The 18,841-nt window shown below is 70.1% G+C and carries 16 protein-coding genes; 3 read left to right on the top strand and 13 right to left on the bottom strand.

Annotated elements, in window-relative coordinates:
• Positions 1 to 89: 89 nt before the first annotated feature.
• From WYM_RS08545 to WYM_RS08510, 8 genes are read right to left on the bottom strand one after another with little or no spacing between them, the layout of a single operon-like run.
• Complete coding sequence (locus tag WYM_RS08545) at positions 90 to 1,292, bottom strand: MFS transporter (protein WP_019180417.1); 1,203 nt, start codon at positions 1,290 to 1,292, stop codon at positions 90 to 92.
• Positions 1,289 to 2,551 carry a 2-hydroxyacyl-CoA dehydratase family protein gene (locus WYM_RS08540; protein ID WP_019180416.1) on the bottom strand — a complete coding sequence of 421 codons (1,263 nt, stop codon included), beginning with the start codon at positions 2,549 to 2,551 and terminating at the stop codon, positions 1,289 to 1,291. Before WYM_RS08540 ends, WYM_RS08545 begins: the two co-directional genes overlap by 4 nt.
• Positions 2,548 to 3,585, bottom strand: coding sequence for a 2-hydroxyacyl-CoA dehydratase family protein (locus WYM_RS08535; RefSeq protein WP_019180415.1), 1,038 nt, complete (start codon positions 3,583 to 3,585; stop codon positions 2,548 to 2,550). Before WYM_RS08535 ends, WYM_RS08540 begins: the two co-directional genes overlap by 4 nt.
• Positions 3,582 to 4,826 (bottom strand): CaiB/BaiF CoA transferase family protein, encoded by a 1,245-nt coding sequence (locus WYM_RS08530; RefSeq protein ID WP_019180414.1) that lies wholly within the window; start codon positions 4,824 to 4,826, stop codon positions 3,582 to 3,584. Before WYM_RS08530 ends, WYM_RS08535 begins: the two co-directional genes overlap by 4 nt.
• Positions 4,823 to 5,965: a CapA family protein gene (locus WYM_RS08525; protein WP_019180413.1), complete on the bottom strand. Its 1,143-nt coding sequence runs from the start codon at positions 5,963 to 5,965 to the stop codon at positions 4,823 to 4,825. The genes WYM_RS08530 and WYM_RS08525 overlap by 4 nt, the downstream gene beginning before the upstream one ends.
• Positions 5,962 to 6,768 carry an amino acid ABC transporter ATP-binding protein gene (locus tag WYM_RS08520; RefSeq protein ID WP_019180412.1) on the bottom strand — a complete coding sequence of 269 codons (807 nt, stop codon included), beginning with the start codon at positions 6,766 to 6,768 and terminating at the stop codon, positions 5,962 to 5,964. Before WYM_RS08520 ends, WYM_RS08525 begins: the two co-directional genes overlap by 4 nt.
• Positions 6,765 to 7,688, bottom strand: a complete 924-nt coding sequence (locus WYM_RS08515; RefSeq protein WP_019180411.1) for an amino acid ABC transporter permease — start codon at positions 7,686 to 7,688, stop codon at positions 6,765 to 6,767. Before WYM_RS08515 ends, WYM_RS08520 begins: the two co-directional genes overlap by 4 nt.
• A 1-nt stretch (position 7,689) precedes the next feature.
• Entirely contained in the window at positions 7,690 to 8,595 is a 906-nt protein-coding gene (locus WYM_RS08510) for a transporter substrate-binding domain-containing protein (protein ID WP_019180410.1), read from the bottom strand.
• 266 nt (positions 8,596 to 8,861) lie between these two features.
• Here WYM_RS08510 and WYM_RS21080 point away from each other — a divergent pair, with 266 nt between their 5' ends.
• Positions 8,862 to 10,298, top strand: coding sequence for an HNH endonuclease signature motif containing protein (locus WYM_RS21080; RefSeq protein WP_019180409.1), 1,437 nt, complete (start codon positions 8,862 to 8,864; stop codon positions 10,296 to 10,298).
• Positions 10,299 to 10,316: 18 nt separating this feature from the next.
• Here the strand turns inward: WYM_RS21080 and WYM_RS08500 are convergent, their stop codons facing one another.
• Positions 10,317 to 11,555 carry a DUF418 domain-containing protein gene (locus tag WYM_RS08500; protein WP_040569203.1) on the bottom strand — a complete coding sequence of 413 codons (1,239 nt, stop codon included), beginning with the start codon at positions 11,553 to 11,555 and terminating at the stop codon, positions 10,317 to 10,319.
• A 152-nt stretch (positions 11,556 to 11,707) separates the two neighbouring features.
• Complete coding sequence (locus WYM_RS08495; RefSeq protein WP_019180407.1) at positions 11,708 to 12,541, bottom strand: helix-turn-helix domain-containing protein; 834 nt, start codon at positions 12,539 to 12,541, stop codon at positions 11,708 to 11,710.
• Positions 12,542 to 12,591: 50 nt separating this feature from the next.
• Between WYM_RS08495 and WYM_RS08490 the strand changes: the two genes are divergently transcribed.
• Both WYM_RS08490 and WYM_RS08485 read left to right on the top strand, forming a co-directional pair.
• Positions 12,592 to 13,002, top strand: coding sequence for a DUF6157 family protein (locus WYM_RS08490; RefSeq protein WP_019180406.1), 411 nt, complete (start codon positions 12,592 to 12,594; stop codon positions 13,000 to 13,002).
• Between the two features lie 152 nt (positions 13,003 to 13,154).
• Entirely contained in the window at positions 13,155 to 13,622 is a 468-nt protein-coding gene (locus tag WYM_RS08485; RefSeq protein WP_019180405.1) for a hemerythrin domain-containing protein, read from the top strand.
• 95 nt (positions 13,623 to 13,717) lie between these two features.
• Here the strand turns inward: WYM_RS08485 and WYM_RS19720 are convergent, their stop codons facing one another.
• The 3 genes from WYM_RS19720 to WYM_RS08470 form a co-directional block, all read right to left on the bottom strand.
• Complete coding sequence (locus WYM_RS19720) at positions 13,718 to 16,099, bottom strand: DUF6351 family protein (protein ID WP_019180404.1); 2,382 nt, start codon at positions 16,097 to 16,099, stop codon at positions 13,718 to 13,720.
• A gap of 94 nt (positions 16,100 to 16,193) precedes the next feature.
• The gene (locus WYM_RS19715) at positions 16,194 to 17,069 is read right to left on the bottom strand and encodes a PaaX family transcriptional regulator C-terminal domain-containing protein (RefSeq protein ID WP_019180403.1); all 876 of its coding nucleotides are present in this window, start codon (positions 17,067 to 17,069) and stop codon (positions 16,194 to 16,196) included.
• 167 nt (positions 17,070 to 17,236) lie between these two features.
• Positions 17,237 to 18,748 carry an aldehyde dehydrogenase family protein gene (locus WYM_RS08470; RefSeq protein ID WP_026059675.1) on the bottom strand — a complete coding sequence of 504 codons (1,512 nt, stop codon included), beginning with the start codon at positions 18,746 to 18,748 and terminating at the stop codon, positions 17,237 to 17,239.
• Positions 18,749 to 18,841: the final 93 nt, after the last annotated feature.

Raw genomic sequence — 18,841 nt, 5'->3', positions numbered from 1 at the left:
AGCGCGGCCGGCTCCGGCCGGGAGGCGGGGCCGGCTCCCGCCCGGCCGCGGACGTCGAACGCGATGGTCGCCTGGGCCGACAGCATCCGTCATCCCGTCCGCCGTGGCAGACGGACAGCGACGAACGCCGCGCAGGCGAGCGCCGCGAGACCGCCGATCGTCAGCGCGACCCGCCCGCCCTGGGCGTCGATCACCCAGCCCATGAGCAGGGCACCGAACGGCACCATGCCGTAGTTGCCCAGCGTGACGAGCGACATCGTCCGGCCGATCTGGTCGGGGGCGACGCTGAGCTGGGCCGCCGCATGGAGGATGCCCTGGTAGTAGCCGACGCCGAGCCCGAGGAGCGGCCCGAGCGCCAGGAGGATCGCGAGAGTGGGCGCGGCGGCGTTGAGCAGCAGCGCCGCACCCAAGCCCGTGCAGGCCAGGATCAGCGACCGGACGGAGACCCGCTCGCGCCCCGCGGCGAGGATGCCGCCGACGATCGCGCCGAGGGCGTTCAGCGTGTGGGTCGCGCCGACCGCGGTCGCATCGCCGGCGAACGTCAGACTCACGGTCGAGGTCAGCACGAGCATGAGGTTGAGGGCGAGCAGGGCGATGAGCGCGTTGACGACGAGGAGCGTCACCAGCTCGCGGGTGAAGAACGCCGGACGGATGCCGCGACCCGGCCGATCCGCGCGTCGTGGCCGCGGGAACAGCCGTGACGGACGGATCGCCACGATCGACGCGAACACGAGAAGGAACGATGCCGAGTTGATCAGCATGCAGGCCGTCGACCCGAGCGCCTGGAAGGCGATGCCGGCCAGTCCGGGACCGATGGAGCGCGCGGAGGCCAGCGCGATGGTGCTGAGCGAGACGGCACGGCCCAGGCTCTCGGGCCCGACGATCTCGAAGATGATCGCCTGTGCGGCGACCCGCTCGAAGGCGTGCACCGTGCCGAGGGCCGCCACGAGCCCGTAGATCGCGACGATCGACGGCTCGGCGGCCGTGGTCGCGAGCGCGAGTCCCGCCACGACGGCGGCGGAGGCCAGCGAGGTCACCAGAAGGATCGTGCGCGGGCGCACCCGGTCGGCGAGGCGGCCCGCCGGCACGCTCAGCACGAGGAGCGGGAGGAACTGCGCGATCGTGACGCCGCTGAGCGCCTGGGCGCTTCCGGTGGCGTCGAGGATCACCAGCGAGAGCGCGAGGTTCTGGAACCAGGTGCCGGTGTTCGAGATCACCTGCCCGCTGAAGTACAGCGAGAACCGCCCGTTGCCGAACGGCTCGAAGACCCGCGCACGGGGTGCGCGGCTCATCGCGCGGCCGGCACGCGCTCCCGCACGAAGCCCGCGATCCGCTCCCGGACGTCACCGGTCGCCCGCGGATCGGCGTTGCTGGCGCGGATCTCGAGCACGGGGATGCCGCGTTCCTCGAGCGCCGACGTGATCACCCCGGGGGCCGGCGTGTCGTCGGCGACCAGGTGCACCACGCCGTCGACGCCGTGCGCCAGGGCTTCCTTGACGTACCACGACGACGACATCGGCGGCACGTAGAGCAGATCGGTGAGCCCGACGAACCGTGCGGCCAGCGCCCGCTTCGGGTCATCGCCGTAGCGCGCGTAGCCGTCGGCCGCGATCGCCAGGTACATCGACCACACGAAGACGGCGCCGAACTCCTCTTGAAACGAGCGGTACATGTCCAGGTCGGACCACAGTCCCCGCCCGATCCACATCAGGCGACGGCGCTCGCCGTCGTGGACCGCGTGCCCCTCGTCGATGCGGCGGGCCACCTCGTCGTGGAGACGCCGCGCGGCCTCCACCGCCCAGGCGGTGCCGCGGTGCCACTGCGGGACCATGACGGCAGGGATGATGTCGGTGACGGCCACCGGCAGGGGACGTGCTGCCGCCAGCAGGTCGCGCGTGCGGCGATTCCACTCCGCCTGCTCGTTGGCCAGCGCCATGATCTCGGCGAGCCGCCCGTGGTCCAGCGCGCGGCCGACGCGCTGCTCGAGCGTCGCGGCCAGCATCCGGATCTCGCCCTCGAGCAGATCGATGCGGGCCGCCCCGAAGACGTCCTCCCAATCGTGCGCCACGCGGTCCCACCAGCCGGCGGGCGCCGGCACGGCGGCGGTCCGCGAGAGCAGGAAAGTCTCGGTTCCCGGCCGCCGCCCCCACCGCTCGAAGATCTTGTGCGTGACGTCGCCGCTGCGCTCCGCGATCGCGAATCGCGGTTCAGGCAGCCCTCCCCAGGGTGCGTCCGTGTCGCCGAGATCCTGCGCACCCAACGGCAGCACGTCGTACTGACGGCTGTCATCGGGCATCCCCTGCGCGGCGACCGCGGCGAGGCTGGCGGGCCCGGCGCGCTTGGCGGAGATGATCGACGACCACCACTGGTTCACCACATACGGGATGCCGAGGGCCCGGAGCAGTTCGTGCGGGGCATCCGCGTTCGCCAGCGCGATCGGCTCTCCGGCGCGCGCTCGCTCCGCGAGTCGCAGGAACCACTCCTTCTGGAACGCCGTGGCCGCCGCGGCGCTCTCCAGCCGCGACGCTCCGGCGGTGCGCGCGCCGCTCACGCCGGCACCGCCGGTCCGACGAGACCGCGCACGAGTTCGCGGGCCGATTCCGTCTCGGCGCCGGGGGTCACGCGCACGCTGATGAGGGGGCGGCCCTCGAGCGCCGCGCGCTGGTCGGCGAGGTCCCACAGTGGACCCTCGTCGAGATCGCGGACCACCGCGGCCACGACGTCGGCGCCCGCGGCCTGCGCGACCTCGCGGGTGAGAGCGACGCGATCCGCGCTGGTCGCTGTCGCCGACGTGGTCACACGCTCGAAGTGGGCGTCGATCAGGCCCTCGATGACCTCTGCCACCGTGGCGCCGGACGCCGCCGGGCCCAGCCAGGCGGCATCGCCGGTGTCGTGATCCTCGCTCACGACGACGCAGCGGCCGTCGCGCTCGAGCTCACGGTAGAAGGCGGCGTCGGGATGGGACGAGCCGGTCATATGGACCCGGGTCACGCCCGCCGGCACCGACGTCTGAGCCGCGTCGATGCGGCTCACCGCCTCGGACGGCGCCAGGCGTGCCGCATCCAGGATCGCGTCGAGCGCACCGGCCCCGGAGCACTGCGGCGGGTCGGCCCGTCGACGGACGCGCAGTCGTCGCAGCGCATCGCCGAGGGCAGCCTCGACGACGGCCGCGTCGGCGAGGGACGCGTCGTCGAGCGCCCGCCCCGTCAGTCCCGAGCAGAACGCGGCGAGCGCCTCGAGCTGGAAGCGGGCGAACCGGCGGGCGGGCTCCGAGTCGTCCCGCGGCATGTCGAGCAGGTGCAGCGGCAGCTCCGGCGCCGTGGCGCGCAGCACGTAGAAGAGCCGGAGGTGGGCCTGGCTGTCGTTGCACACGACGAGCCCGTCGACGGCGCGCGCTTCCTCGCGGAGCTCGGTCAGCAGCCGCGTCACGGCCACGTCCGTCGCTCCGAGCAGCTGCTGCGCGACGGGATCGATGTCGCCCTCCCACGACCCGGTCAGCCGATGAGGATGGCCGCCGACCGCGAGCAGCAGCTGCCGCGGCACGTCGTTGCCGACGACACCGATCACGGGAGCGCTCGTCGTCACAGCACCCCGTCCTGCCGAAGCTGCGCCACCCGATCGGAGTCGTAGCCGAGCAGATCCCCGAGCACGCCCTCGGTGTGCTCGCCGAGGCCGGGGGCGGGGCGCGAGAGGTCGGCCCGGCTGCGCGAGAACACCACCGGGAGCCCGGTGCCGTAGAGACCCTCGAAGTGACCGAACTGCGGGTGCACGAGAGGCACGACCTCGCCGCGGCCGGTGACGATGTCGTCGCGCACGGCGGTCGCGGTGTCGCGCACCGGCGCGGCGGGCACGCCGTTGTGCTCGAACGCCGACAGCACCTCGGCCGACGAGCGGGTGCGCGCCCACTCGCTCACGAGGGCGTGCAGTTCGTCGGCGTTGTCTACGCGAGCGTCACGAGACGAGAACCGCGGATCGTCGACCAGCTCGGGCTGCCCGATCGCCGACAGAGTCCCCTCGGCGAAGGCGTCGGTCGGCGCGCAGATGGCGAACCAGCCGTCGACGGACTGGAACGTGCCGAACGGCGCGAGCCGCGGCACGACCGCGCCGGTGCGCAGCGGGAAGCCGACCGATTCCAGGGCGTCGAACGGCTCGCACGCGACGAGCGACGTGAGGCTGCCGAGCATCGAGACGTCGACGTGCTGCCCCTCGCCGGTGCGCTCGGCATCCATCACGGCGGCCAGCGTCCCGATCACGGCGAACAGCGGTGCGACGAGGTCGCCGATGGGCAGGCCGAACCGCACCGGCGCATCGCCCGGCTCGCCGGCGGTCATCATGACGCCGCTCAGCGCCTGGATGATCGTGTCCATCGCCTTGCCCTCGCCGGGGACGCCCTGGGCGCCGAAGCCGCTGATCGAGGTGTAGACGATCCGCGGATTGATCTGCTGCACCGCGGCGAAGTCGATGCCGAGGCGCCGCGTCACGCCCGCGCTGTAGTTCTCGACGACGATGTCGGCGTTGCGGACGAGGTCGAAGAACACCTCCCGGCTCGCGGCGTGCTTGAGGTTGAGGGTGATGCTCTCCTTGCCGCGGCCGCGCGCCATCATCGACACCGACATGTCGTCGGGGCCGGTCCGGCGCAGCTGCAGGCCGTCGGCGGTGACGTACGGGGAGTTGTTGCGCGACGAGTCGCCCCCGCGCTCGGGGTTCTCGACCTTGATGACCCGTGCGCCGAGGCTCGCCAGCAGCAGGGTCGCATAAGGGCCCGCGAGCGCCGTCGTCAGGTCGATCACGGTCTTGCCCGCCAAGGGGGCGTCAGTGGTGCTCATGGTCTGCTTTCCCCCGCGCGCACGACGAGTCGCTCGTCGTCCCACACGAGTTCGGTGGATAGTCCCGCCTCAGCGGTGATCGTGCGGAAGTACTCGGCCACGCGCTCGCCGCGCTCCGAGCGCCCGACCGGCACGGGCCGGGCGTCGTCGTCGATCCAGCACGGCAGCAGCGCCGCCTGCACCGCGCCGTCGCCGATGATCAGCTCGGCGATCGCGGTGTGCCGGCTCTCGGGGTGGAACGGATAGTCGGGCATCGCGGCATCCGGTTCGAATCCGAACAGCCGCCGCCGCTGACGCGCCCACGCGAGTCGCTCGGGCGATCCGTCCGACGAGACCGCGAGCGCCCGCGTCACGGTCGCGAAGTTGCCCAGCCCGTGGAAGATCGCTCGGCCGCGGTAGATCTCGACTCCCTTCGCGATGTGCGCATGGTGGCCGATCACGGCGTGGGCTCCGGCATCCACCACCGCGTGCGAGACCTCGATCTCGTAGTCGGCGATCTCGACGGGAACGTGCACCAGCCCCTTGTGCAGGGCGACGACCACGATGTCGGCGTGGGCGGCCGCGACCTCGACCGCCTCGCGGAGTCGTCCGAGGCTCGTGGGCTCGGCGTACGTCCGCACGCGGGGCGGTCCGCCCGGGTTCGCTCCCCGCACCTCGTAGTGCGTGATCACCTCGACGTACGCGGCGCCGGGCTTGAGGCTCGTCGCCCACGTCTCGCGGGGGCCGACGCAGTTGACGCTCAGAACGGCGACGCGCGTGCCGTCGACGTCGGTGATCGCCGGCGCGAACGCCTCGTCGAGGTTCTCGCCCACGCCCGTCGTGCGCAGGCCGCGCTCGGTGCAGTGCCGCACCGTGGAGCGGATGCCGTCAGGGCCGAAGTCGTAGACGTGGTTGCCGGCGAGGGTGAGGATGCCGAACCGGGAATCGGCGAGTGCGTCCAGGGCGCTCGGCGGTCCGGGCAGAGCCGGCACGTCGGTCGTCTGCACCACGCCTTCATCGATCTCGCTGTCGAGATGCGGGATCTCGAGATGCCCGATGAGCAGGTCGCTCTCGCGCAGCAGGTCGCGCGCCGGTGCGAGCAGCGAGCTCGCATCGTCCCGCTCGAGCACGAGGTCGCCGACGGCGCGGACGGTGATCACGCCCCCACCTCGCGGGCGGGAGCATCCGCCGTGCGGGTGAGGAAGGTGCGCAGCCGGGTCGACCGGGGGTCGGCGAAGAACTCCGCCGACGGCCGGTCCTCGATCACCTGCCCCTGCGCCATGAAGACGCATCGGTCGGCCACGTGTCGGGCGAAGTCGAGCTCGTGCGTGACGACGATCATCGTCATGCCCGACTCGGCGAGGTCCTTCATGACCTGCAGCACCTCGTCCACCAGCTCCGGATCGAGCGAGCTGGTGGGCTCGTCGAACAGCAGGATCCGCGGATTCGTGGCCACCGCGCGCGCGATCGCCACGCGCTGCTGCTGCCCGCCCGACAGCTGACGCGGGTGGGCGTCCGCCTTGTCGGCGAGTCCGACTCGGGCCAGCAGCTCCAGCGCCCGCGCCTTCGCCTCGGCGGCGGGAACGCCGTGCACCTTGATCGGCGCCTCGGTGATGTTGCGCAGCACGGTCCAGTGCGGGAACAGGTTGAACTGCTGGAACACCATGCCCATCCGGCGCTGCTGACGTTTCACATCGGCGTCGTTGAGGGGACGGATGCCGTCGCGGTGGCGTTCGTAGCCGAGCAGCTCGCCGTCGAGATACATCGCGCCGCCCTCGATCGACTCCAGCTGATCGATGCAGCGCACGAGTGTGGACTTGCCCGATCCCGAGGGTCCGAGCACGGCGACGACCTCCTGCGCGTGCACCTCGAAGTCGACGCCGTCCAGCGCGACGTTGTCGCCGTAGGTCTTGCGCAGTCCGACCACCTGAAGCACGGGTGCCAGCGTCTCGTTCGCGGTCATGCCGCCGCCTCCGTCCGCTCGACGACGCGCCGCACGACCGCGGCGCGCGTCATCCCCCTGTTGAAGTGCCGCTCGACCCGGCGCTGCACGAGCGTGAGGGCGGTGACGACGACCAGGTACCAGATCACGGCCACCATCAGCATCGGCACCACTTCGTACGTGCGGTTGTAGATGACCTGCACCGAGTGCAGCAGGTCGCCCATCGCGATGACGCTGACCAGCGAGGTGCCCTTCATGAGGGCGATCACCTGCGAGCCGGTCGGCGGGATGATGACGCGCATCGCCTGCGGCAGCACGACCCGGGTGAACGAGTGCCAGCGGCTGAACCCCATGGCGGCGGCGGCATCGCGCTGACCCGAGTCTACCGAGAGGATGCCGGCGCGGATGATCTCGGCCATGTAGGCCGCCTCGTGGAGCGAGAGGCCGATGATCGCGGCGGTGAGCGGCGTGATCAGGTCGTTCGTCGGCCAGCTGAACAGCTCGGGCCCGAACGGCACGCCGACCGCGAGGCGCGGCAGCAGGTAGGCGAGGTTGTACCAGAAGATCAGCTGCACCAGCGGCGGAACCCCGCGGAAGACCCCGACGAACACGATGCACGCCCACCGCAGCGGCGCGAACTCGGTGAGCTGGCCGGCGGCGAGCGCCGTGCCGAGCAGCGAGCCGAACACCATGCCGACGATCGTCAGCATGATCGACATCCCGAGGCCCATGAGCACGCTCGGGTTGAAGAGGTACTCCGCGACGACCGGCCACTCGAACCGCTCGTTCGTGACGAGGAAGATCACGATCTGCACGGTGACGAAGGCGAGCAGGATGCCGACCACGACGCGCCAGGGATGGATCCGGCGTCGTGCGCGTGCGGCGTCGACCGAGCGGTCGGCCGACGGGTTGCGCACCGGCTGGGTGGTGAGGTCGGTCATGTCACTGGCTGGTCATCGGGTTGAGCGTGGGCGCGTCGACGGCGGCATCCTCGATGCCCCACTCGGTCATGATCCGCTCGTACTCGCCGTTCTCGAAGATCGCCTCGAAGGCGGCGAGCATCGGCTCGGCGAGCCCGTTGTCCTTCGGCAGGAACATCGCGAGCTGGTCGACCCCGGCGCCCTGCTCATCGGACTGGATGATGAACTCGTACGTGTCGGGATCGGACGCCTGCAGGTCGATCGCAGCGGACTGGGTGGTGCCCGCGTAGTCGGCGCGATCGGAGTTGACCGCGAGGAACGTCGCGTTGCTGTCTTCCAGCCCGATGAACTCGGCCGGGTCGAGGCCCTCGTCGGCGCACCATTCGTTGTAGCGGGCGAGCTGGCTCTCGGTCACCGAACCCGTCACGCCCGCAACACGTGCGCCGCAGAGGGCCTCGGGGTCGCCGAGGTCGTCGGCACGCTCGGCGAGGTAGACGTAAGAGGTGCGCGTGGTCATCCAGACCACGGCGTCGAAGTCGGCCTCGCGCTCGGGTGTGGTGCGCACCGGTCCGTTGAACGCGTCGAAGCGCCCCGACAGCATGCCGGTGAGCATCGCGTCGAGACCCGAGGACGTGATGATCTCGAAGGGCACGCCCAGCTGCTCCGACAGCGCCGCCTGCAGATCCGGGTCGATGCCGGTGATCTCGCCGCCCTCTTCGATGGTGCGGTACGGCGGGTGGGTGTCCCCGGCGATCTTGATCACGCCGGCCTCTTTGATCGCGTCGGGGAGCTGGTCGTAGAGCGGGGCGTCGGCCGCGGCATCCGTCTCTGTCGGGTCGCTCTCGGGTGTCGCCGACGACGAGCATCCGGCGATGAGGCCGATCACCAGAAGCGGGGTGAGGGCCGCGAGGCCTGTGGTGGTGCGCATGGGGACTCCACATCGTTGTGCAGAACGGGTGCGAGGTCGGGCGACATCGCAAGAACATCATAAAAGTTGATGGTTGAAGTTTTCAACTATCAAATTCTGCAACGCGGTGAGCCGCGTCGGCAAGTGGGAGCGCGGTCGGCGCTTCGGCGTCGCCTCCCCTCCTCCCCAGCGACCGGCTCACGCGGTAGGTCCGGAGTTATCCACAGGTTGATTTGTCCGTCTCATCGGGTCATTTCGATGTCGGAGGCTCTCGTCAGAATGGAGGCATGTCGAACCTCGCCGACGCACTGACCGAGCTCGGAGATGCGCTCTCGGCGGTGACGGCGGCAGCTGTCGGCGAGGGCGGGTTGCGTGCATCGGATGACACCGAAGTGCTGCGGGCGTTGGCCGTGGCGGGTCGGATCCGGCGATGTGCCGATGCCGTCATGGCGGAGGCCGTCGGCGTGACCATGGACCGCGACGGCGGCGTCGGGCCTGCCGAGCGACTCACGACTCGGTACGGCTGCCGCAGTATGTCCGAGCTGGTCCAGCGCGCGACGCGGGTGTCGAGCCGGACCGCGTCGGAGATCATCGCGGCGGCTGGTGCGGTGCAGCGGTCGGTGGCTCTGTCGACGGGCGAGGTGCTGCCGGCGCAGTTCCCCGGGATGCGTGCGGCTCTCGCGGCGGGAGAGGTGGGAATCGACGGCGTCACGGCCGTGACCGGTGCGTTCCGCGGGTGCGCGGCCGGACGGGCCGAGATGCTCGCCGCTGATGTCGAGCTCGCGGCCGCTGCCTGCGGCGTGGGGGCAGACGCTGCTCCACCGGCATCCGCCGACGACCTGCGTGCCCTCGCCTGCGTCTGGGCGGCCTACCTCGACCAGGACGGCACCGAACCGGACGACAGTCGAGCCCTGCGCAAGCGCGGGATCAGCCTGGGCCGTCGTAGTGACGACGGACTCGTCCCGCTCCGGGGCCTGCTGCTGCCCGAGGTCGCTGCACAGCTGCGAGTCGGATGCGACAGCATCCTCAACCCGCGGGTCGACGGAGCTCCGGCACCCGGCCCGCGCTTCCTCGACGACGCGGATGCGGGCGACGACCCCGACTCTCCCGTCGCCTCCGCCGCAGACCAGCGCAGCCACTCGCAGAAACTGCACGACGCTCTCGCCGTCCTGCTGACTGCGGCCGCGGCATCCGGGGAACTGCCGACTCTCGGCGGCGCGGCCCCGACTCTCGTGGTGTCGGTGCGCGAGCGGGACCTGGCCACCGGCCGCGGTCAGGCCCACCTTCCCGGTGATGAGTTGCCGATCCCCCTCGCGGCGGCGCGGCACGTCGCGTGCACCGGCGCCGTGCAGCGCGTCGTGACCGCGGAGAACGGCCGGATCGTTTCGATCAGCACCCTCGACCGCATCTTCAACCGCCATCAGCGCAAGGCGATCACGCTCCGTGACGGCGGCTGCGTCATCCCCGGCTGCCACGTCCCGCCCCAGTGGTGCGAGGTCCACCACGTCGAGGAGCACTCCCGGGGCGGACCGACGCACACCGATAACGGCGTGCTGCTCTGCTGGTTCCACCACCGCACCATCGACACCGGCGGCTGGCAGGTCCGCATGGTCGGCGGCGTCCCGCATGTGCGAGGTCCGTCCTGGTGGGACTCCGCCATGAAGTGGCGCCCGGCCACGAAGTCACCCACGCGAAGGCGCGATCTCATCGCGCTGCGGACCTGATCCCGACGATGGAGACCCCTAGCCCGCGGTGTACGTGACTGGTGTCGCCGCCGTTGCGCCGCTGCTGCGGTAGATCAGCTTTCGCAGAAGCCATTCCGCAGGTCCCCGCACGCCTTTGCGGTCGAGCACCATCATGAGCGCAAGAGAGATCAGCCAGGTGACGAGGGCGATCAAGGCGGCCTGCCACTGTTGAAGGATGCCGCCGAGCCCGAGTCCCCAGGCGCACAGCACGGGCGCGAAGACGACGGATTGCCACAGGTACCCCGACAGCGACCGCTTCCCCAAAGCGGTCAGCGACCGCACGACCCGCCCGGGGCGGCGCGCGCCGCCATATCGCGAGGCGATGAGCGCGAAGACCGCCACGTATCCGAGCGCGGCGAAGAGCCCGGTCATGCCGTGCAGCGACGTCAGAGCCCAGGCGGGAATGGACCACACGCCGAAGTGGGCGAGCAGCTCGGGTACCGCACCCACCCAGCCGACCGTGATGCCGATGAGCGCTGTGCCGACAAGCAGACGCCGGTGAGCCGCGGGAGACTCCAGAATGCCGTGCCGGGCGCACACGATGGCGATCAGCACCACGATGGGCGCGGCCAGCAGCAGGATGGCCTGCCCCGGGGTGAGGATCAGCCAGAACATCAGTCGGGGACCGATGGACGCGAGGTAGTCGGATATCGCCGAGGGGTTCGGTATCGAGAAGTCGTCCATGCCCCCGACCCCTGGCGGCGTGAGAAGTCCGCCGACCACTGACAAGAGCGCGATGATCGCGAGGATCGCCAGCAGGACGGAGGCCCAGACGACCAGTGTCCTGTCCTTTCGCCGGAGGAAGATCCACGTCACGAGAAGCCCCAGCAGGCCCCAGGCTCCGAGCACGTCGCCGTACCAGAGGAGGGCGGCGTTGACGGCGCCGAACACAATGAGCCAGAGATGACGCCTCTGCAGGAGCCGGCGTGCGCTCCGGGCTTCCAGTCCCCTCGCCTGCTGCCGCGCGTACAGCTGCCAGATGCCGTAACCGAACAGGAAGGCGAACAGGGGATAACTGCGAGCGTCGATCGCAACGATGGCGATCGCCTGCCATATCGCATCGGCGCCCTCCGCCCCTACGGGATGCGCGTTCATTCCGGTCGTCGGAGTGCCGTAGAGGAACCACGAGACGTTCGCGAGCGCGATGAACAGCAGCATCATTCCGCGTGACAGGTCGGGAGCGAGGGCCCGGGAACCGTATGCGCTCGCCGGCGCGGTCGACGCGAGGGCTGACATCGGCGAGACCTCCACGGGACGAGACGGCGGTCGCTCCAGTCTGCCCGGATGCGGGCGACGATCAACCCCCGCTCGTCACCCGCACCTCGCTGGCTGCCGCCACTTCCGCCCGCTTGCGAACGATGTGCCAGCGCACGGTAGCGCCTGCAGCCTCAGTTCGCGCCGGCGATGTCGCGAAGGTACTGGCCGGGTGTGATGCCGGCGGCGGTGCGGAAGTCTCTGATCATGTGCGCCTGGTCGACGTAGCCGAGGTCGGCCGCGATCGCCGCAGGACGGGCGTCCGGCAGCGAGAGGCGCCTGACGACATCTTGGACGCGGAGCCGTCGACCGACCTCCGCCGGACCCATCCCGACCGTCTCCCGCAGCGCACGCTGGACCGTGCGCACGTCGCACCCGAGCGCAGCGGCGACCTGGCCGCTGATGGTCGCGACCGGCGCCCCGGTGAGGAGATCGAATGCATCATTGGCCAGGCGCTGGCGATGCGTGAGCGGATGGCGAGTGAGAGCGTCGCTGAGAGCGTCGTCAGCCAGCTCGACCATCTCTGTCAGGGTCCGACCCTCCGCGATCCGTTGGAGCAGTCGATGCAGTCGACAGTCGAGGTCGCCAGTGACAGGCTGTTCGCCCCCGAGCTGCGTCACGTCCAAGTCTGATACGACCGCCAGACCTGCCGGCCGGAGCCGGATCGCGAACACGCGGCCCTCGCCCGCGACCTTCCTCTGCCACACTCCCGGACGCGCGACCGAGATCATGAGCGGCGCGGGCACATTTCCGGATTCAACGCTCAAGGTGACAGCCGGGAAGTCGATGATCTTCTGAGCGATACTCTCGCCCGCGCTCAGGTTCCATGACACGGTCCAGTAGGCGGCGACCACTGCCGAGACGCGTCCAGCCGGCGTGATCCACTCTGCGGAGAACCGAGGAAGATTCTCGGGATGGAGGACGCCCGAACGCTCGTCGGTCTCGATAGGAGCTCGCTGTGCGGTCATCAGTCGCAATTCTCCAATACGGCCGGCGCGCAGCGCGCGACGATCGGAAGATGACCACGAACTACTACGCCACTTTCATCTCCGTCGCACCCGACTGCCCGGTCACGGTCGCCGTGAAGCCGCCGTCGAGTGCAGACAAGCCGACTGTCGCCGCATTGCAGTACGAACTGCTGGCCGCGCATCCGTACGAATACACATCCGACGACGTGCTGTTCGCCGTCTATGCGCGCCGCGCGAATCTGTCACCCGAGCGCCTCGACGAGGAACGGGCCCTTTTCTTCGCGAAGGACCAGGCGTGCCTCCGCGCCTCTCCCCTGAGCAAGAGGTACGGATGGGGAACCCACCATGACGAGCAGGGCCGGGTGTCACTGATCCCCGTCGAGTCCGACGAGACGCAGCGCTTGCTCGCCGACCCGAACCTCGTTCAGAGAGTCGCGATGCGATCGTCCCGCACGAGGTGACCCCGTTGCCGGTGCGCCCAGCGGTGGACGGGCGCTCTCGCGGGCTTCCGATACCCTCGACTCAGCGTCGCGTGCTGGTGGCAGGCTGTGTCAAGCATGGAGGCGCCGGATCAGAGGAGTCGATGTGAGTTCGTCGCCCCTTTTGTTCTCGCGTGTCTGAGCGCGAGACGAACAGGCTCATCGCCTGGAGCAAGGAACTGCGTCGCGTGCATCAAGGCCTCCGCGAAGCGTTGCGAGTCGCGCGTGAGGCTCTCGACGATAACGACGATCCGGATGCGACCCGCGAGCTGCTCCTCTACTGTTGGGGTTTCTGCGTCGCTCTCGGCGAGCATCATCGCGCCGAAGACCGGTCGCTGTTTCCCGCGATCGAAGCCGCGCATCCGGAGCTGGCTCCCGTGCTGCGCAAGCTCACGCAAGACCACTCGATGATCGACTACCTGCTGACGGCGCTCGCCGCAGCAGTCGACTCGTCGGCATCCCAGCAGGAGTTGCAACGGCACCTGGACGGAGTCGGCGCGATCATGGAAAGCCACTTCGCCTTTGAAGAGCGGCAGCTTCTGACGGTGCTCGACACCCTCGCCCTCGACGAGGACCCGCGTCTCGTTCTCGGCTCCCTCTGACGTGCGCCGGATCCCTCAGTGGATCACGCGGCGAGGGCGGATCCCCACCAAGGGGATCCGCCCTCGTCACTGCGAGTTACGGCTCGCCCTGCCGGTTACGGTTTGCCCTGCGCCTTCTTGATCTTCATGGTCTCGTCCGTCACGACGGTGGTCGCGACGTAGCCGTCGATCGACGCGGTCACGCGAACGGTCAGCTCGGCGCCCACAAGGTCCGGCGTAGGCACGAAAGACGCACCGGTGGCACCGTCGATCGGCACGTCGTCGGCGATCCACTGGTAGGAGACGGTCGCGCCGGCCGGCGCCGCCACCTCGACGGTGAGCGTCTCACCGGCACGCGCCCGCCCTTCGATCGACGCGTTCGAGATGCCGACACGCTCGGTGGCGCCGAATTCGAGCCAGACGCCCTCGAGCTCCGAGGCGCCCTGAGGCCGCTCAGACCAGTCGCACACACCGCCGGCGAAGACCGCCTCCAGCCGCTGCCATTGCCCATCGGTCATCTCGGGGTAGTCTTCACGGTCCGCACCGGTGAGCGCGCACTTCAGTCCATCCGCCAGCAGCGGCATGCCCGCCTCGGCCCGCGGCTGCGAGTGGAACGGGTACAGCTGGTTGCACGCCGTCGTCGGGTCCTCGTAGTCGAGTACCTCCTCGATGAAGGCCATCTGTGCGTCGTAGCATCCGTCGACCAGACCGGCCGGTCGCGCCGCGATCGTGCGCTCCCGATCACCCGGGCCGCCCGCCGCCTCGATCGCGTCCAGCCAGTCCTCGAGCTGGTCCAGCGCCGCGGCACGCATGGCTGCGGTGTTGGCCGGGATGTTGGCCCCGGTCCAGCTCACGTGGGTGCCGGCATCGCCGTGTGCGGCCAGCATCCGCTCCCGGATGATCGCGGAGCGGTAGCGCTCGTGGAAGTCGCCGGTCGGGTCGGTGTAGTTGCGGATCTCGATCACCGGCGTCCACGCCAGCCCGCCCGTCATCATGTTGATGCGGCCCGTCTCGTAGGCGCGCTCGATCGCCTCGACGCTGGCCTCCGAACGCTCTGCCGTGCGGTTGCCGTCGATGTCCATCCCGCCGACGCTCTCGTTCAGCGAGACGAACTGCTCCATGCTGATCGCGCCCTCCTGCAGCGCGGTCAGGCCGTACTGCACGCCGACGTTGTCGGGCTCGACGCGCAGGCCTCGGCCCTCGGCATCCGTCCCGTACACGTTCTTGACCATGTCGGCGATGGTGCAGCGCAGCCCGCCGGGGTTCGACGGCGACCAGCGATCGGCGACCGGGATCGCCGGATTGCAGCCGCGGTTCGGGTCGTCGACGCCATCGAAGAAGGTGAATCCGACGCAGGTGCCCGGGGTGGCGTGGCCGGTGACCGCGATCTTCTGCGCGTCGGTCCAGCCGACACCGGCCGGCGAGTTCCAGTAGTTCTGCAGTCCGCGGCAATCGTGCCCGCCGATCGTGGTGGACCGCTCGTCGGGGTAGCCGATCTCGCCGAGCACGCCGTCGAGGATGCCGGGGTAGTTGTTCGACAGCAGCAGCTGCTGCATCGTGCCGGCCGATCCGCCCGATCCGACCGTGTAAGTCACGGGACCGAACTGCTCGACCACGTGCTCCTTCACCATCATCGCCGTCTCGGCGCTCGTGACGTCGTTGCAGTTCTGCGCGTAGACGTTGAACGTCGCGGATGCCACGGCATAGCCGCGACTGAGGAGCAGGTCGTTCTGCACCCCGCCGGTGCTGCTGCCCTGCCAGTAGCCGACGCCGCACGCGCCGCCGAAGGTGTAGGCGAGCTTGCCGTTCCATCCGGGCTCGCCGTGCGACGGCGAGGGTTCGGGCGTTCCGGGCTGGTGCAGCACCGCGGTCTCGTACACGGCGCGGTTGATGGTGCCCCGCTCGATCCGCACCACGTACGGCACGCCGGCACCGTCGACGGTCGCCGTGGCGAGGTCGGCGGGCACGGTTCCATCCGTCGGGTAGTCGGCGAACTGGCCGGCGGTCGTGCGGTAGCGGTAGCTCACGACGGGCGCGGCGACGTGGCAGTCCTCGTCGACCGCACCGAGGTTCCACGGCGCGCCCGACGCCGTGCAGTACATCGGATGCTGGGGGCCCGAGAACACCGGACCGGTGATCGGGTGATTCTCGACCTCGAGCGAACCCTGGACCTGGCCGTTCCTTCTGGTCACCTCGATCTCGCTCACGCCCAGCGGCAGGCCCTCGACCAGTCCGACCACACTGCCGCCGAGAGGCGCGAACGCATCGGTCACGTCCACGCCGGCAGCCACGACGCGGTAGTCGCGCGGTGCGTCCGTCACCGAGATCAGAGCGTCACCACCCGAGACCGAATCCGCCCGGCCCGACAGCACCTCGATCTCCACCGATTGCGCCGCGTTGCCGGCGGCCGGGGCGAGCAGCAGCCCCGCCACCAGCGCGCCCGACGCGGCGAGCACGCCGGCCCCGAACGCGCGCGTCCTGTACCTGGATCGCTTCATCGAAATCCTCCGTAGACGTCGTCGTCTCGCGAGCGGCATCATTGCCGCCTCACGCCACAGAGTAAAACTCTGTGTGACGTGCGTCAAGAAAAGATCAACTATCGAGGAGGCGACGCTGGGTCACGAGCCCGCGCGAGCCCGCGTCGATCTCATCGACGGCGGCGCGCACGTGCTCCTCGGCCGGGATCCCCAGCCGGTTGTAGAGCTGCATCCACGCGCGCCGCACGCCCACCCTCGGCCATCCCGCCGGGACCAGCTCGGCCGGCATCCCGGTGTCGAGCACGCGGAACGCCTGCCACCGCAGCATGAGGCGCGTCCGCTCGACGAACGCCGAGACCCCAGTCGCGGCATCCGTCGATGACACCGCCTCGGCGAACGCACGGTACTGCTCGGCCACAGCCTGCAGGTCCCACGCCGACTGCGGCCCGCCTTGGATCGACGTCTCCAGACTTGCGCGCATCGCCGTCACATCGGCGATCTCGAGGTCGCGCAGCTGGGCCAGCGCCTCGGCGGCATGGTTCAGCGGCGAGACCCAGACGCCGTCATACAGCGGCGCGAACCCGAGCCATTTCAGCCGCGATCGTGCGAGATGGCGCGTGGCGCGCTGCGCCTCGGGGATCGAGAAGGCCAGCACGGTCCACAGGCCGTCCCAGGCCGGCTCCTCGACGCCGAAGGTGTCGAGCCACGTCGCCTCCTCGTCGACGATTGCGGCCGCCCGCTCGGTCAGGCGGTGAGTCGTGCGCCGGCCGCTGCGGTCGGCGACGAGCAGACCGCTCTTCGACATCCGGGTGAGGGTGGCGCGGGCCGCCGCCTCCTTGAGGCCGAGGTCGCCGAGAACCGCGACCAGGGCTCCCGTCGGCATCGGCTCGTCGGTGTGCCACCAGTAGTCGCCGAAGATCGTCAGCACCTGGCGCACCGGAGACGCGCGGCGGATTCCGGGCCCGCCGGGCCCCTCGTCGGCGAGAGTCATGGCCTACATCATGGCACCGACCGGCGCGATGCTCGGGCCACCGTTGCGGGCCAAGGCCGCCGCTTCGACAGGCCCAGGCCGGGGCTTCGACAGGCTCAGCGACCGGGGGCTTCGACAGGCTCAGCCACCGGAAGCAAGCGGCCCCTGAGCCTGTCGAAGGGCAGAGGTCAGTGCGCCATGGCGGCGAGCGCCTCCGGGTCGATGGTCGCGATGGAGCGGGTGTCCTGGAACGCGCGCACGCCCTCGATGCCCTGCTCCCGACCGAACCCGGACTGCTTCATCCCTCCGAACGGTGCCCTCAGGTCGAGCCTTGTCGCGCCGTGGTCGTTGACCCAGACGTAGCCGCACACGAGCTGCGACCCGACGCGCTGCGCAGCCTCGGGCGATCCCGTCCACACCGAGCCGCACAGTCCGCCCCACGTGTCGTTGGCCAGGCGCACGGCCTCTTCTTCGTCGTCGAAGGGGATCACCGGGATCACCGGCCCGAACTGCTCCTGCGTCACGACGCGCAGGTCCAGCGACGGATCGACGACGATCGCCGGACGCACGAAGTTGCCGCCGGCCAGGTCGCCGTCGGGCAGCGAGCCGAACTCGCGGACGTCGGCGCCGGCATCCTTCGCCTCCTGGATGAGCTCGTCGACGAACGCCTTCTGCGCCGGCTGATGCAGTGGGCCCATGGTCGTGCCCTCGTCGAGCCCGGAGCCGAGCTTGGCCTGCTCGAGCCGCGACGAGAGGCCCGCGACCAGCTCGTCGAGCCGCGAACGATGGACGAAGACCCGCTTGGCGTTCATGCAGATCTGCCCGGTGGTGTCGTAGACCGCCGCGTACAGCCGGTCGAGGTGCGCGTCGTCGAGGATCGCGTCGTCGAGGAAGACCGCCGCGTCATTGCCGCCCAGCTCGAGCGTGACGCGGGTGAGCGTCTTGGACGCCATCTCCATGATGCGCTTGCCGCCGTTCACCGAGCCGGTGAAGCAGACCTTGGCGACGTCGTGGTTCTGGATCAGCCCCGCCATGTTCTCGTCCTTGCCGGTGACGACGTTCAGCACGCCGGCGGGCAGCTTCTCGGCGATGCGATGCACGACGCGCGTCGTCGCCAGCGGCGCCGAGGGCGGCGGCTTCACGATCGCGGTGTTGCCGGCCAGCAGCGCGTGGGGCAGCGAGGCGCCGAGGATGGCGATCGGCCAGTTGAACGGCACGATGACGGTCACCACGCCGAGCGGCTGGTACGACACCTCGGTCGACACCGGGATCGCGCCGGGAACGACCGGCAGCGTCTTGCCCTTGCCGACCTCGTCGACGAGCATGAGCGCGAGGTTCCAGCGGATCTCGAACACGAGGGCGTCGATCCACGCTTCCATCCGCACCTTGCCGTTCTCCTGCGAGAGGATCGCGGCGTCCTCGTCGCGATCGTCCGCGATGCCGGCGATCGCCTCGGTCATCTGCCGGGCGCGCTCCTGCGGGCTCAGCGCGGCCCACGACGGGAACGCCGCCTTCGCGGCCGCCACGGCATCGGCGACATCCGCGGCCGAGGCCGAGGCCGCACGGCCCACGACGACACCGGGCTTGGCGGGATCCGGGATGTCGAGCGTCTCGGCGGTGCGACGGACCTCGCCGCCGATGAAGAGTCCGGTCTCGACGGCGTCGGTCTGGACCAACCCCTGCGTTGCTGTATCGGTCACGTCGACCCCACCTCTCTGTGTCTCCCCCAGCCTGCTCCTCGCGCACTTAGATGACAAGATTGCAGACAATATTCGCGTGAATCTCGCCAGACG

The sequence above is a fragment of the Microbacterium yannicii PS01 genome (assembly GCF_000304335.1).
Taxonomy (GTDB): Bacteria; Actinomycetota; Actinomycetes; order Actinomycetales; family Microbacteriaceae; genus Microbacterium; species Microbacterium yannicii_A.
Note: the sequence above shows the minus strand (reverse complement) of the source record. Positions and strands in the feature narration are given on the sequence as shown.

Coding starts and splice junctions, on each gene's coding strand:
- WYM_RS08510 (WP_019180410.1), bottom strand. CDS start 8,595: ATGCGCACCACCACAGGCCTCGCGGCCCTCACCCCGCTTCTGGTGATC.
- WYM_RS08490 (WP_019180406.1), top strand. CDS start 12,592: ATGACCACGAACTACTACGCCACTTTCATCTCCGTCGCACCCGACTGC.
- WYM_RS19715 (WP_019180403.1), bottom strand. CDS start 17,069: ATGACTCTCGCCGACGAGGGGCCCGGCGGGCCCGGAATCCGCCGCGCG.
- WYM_RS08530 (WP_019180414.1), bottom strand. CDS start 4,826: ATGAGCACCACTGACGCCCCCTTGGCGGGCAAGACCGTGATCGACCTG.
- WYM_RS21080 (WP_019180409.1), top strand. CDS start 8,862: ATGTCGAACCTCGCCGACGCACTGACCGAGCTCGGAGATGCGCTCTCG.
- WYM_RS08500 (WP_040569203.1), bottom strand. CDS start 11,555: ATGTCAGCCCTCGCGTCGACCGCGCCGGCGAGCGCATACGGTTCCCGG.
- WYM_RS08520 (WP_019180412.1), bottom strand. CDS start 6,768: ATGACCGCGAACGAGACGCTGGCACCCGTGCTTCAGGTGGTCGGACTG.
- WYM_RS08495 (WP_019180407.1), bottom strand. CDS start 12,541: ATGACCGCACAGCGAGCTCCTATCGAGACCGACGAGCGTTCGGGCGTC.
- WYM_RS19720 (WP_019180404.1), bottom strand. CDS start 16,099: ATGAAGCGATCCAGGTACAGGACGCGCGCGTTCGGGGCCGGCGTGCTC.
- WYM_RS08515 (WP_019180411.1), bottom strand. CDS start 7,688: ATGACCGACCTCACCACCCAGCCGGTGCGCAACCCGTCGGCCGACCGC.
- WYM_RS08545 (WP_019180417.1), bottom strand. CDS start 1,292: ATGAGCCGCGCACCCCGTGCGCGGGTCTTCGAGCCGTTCGGCAACGGG.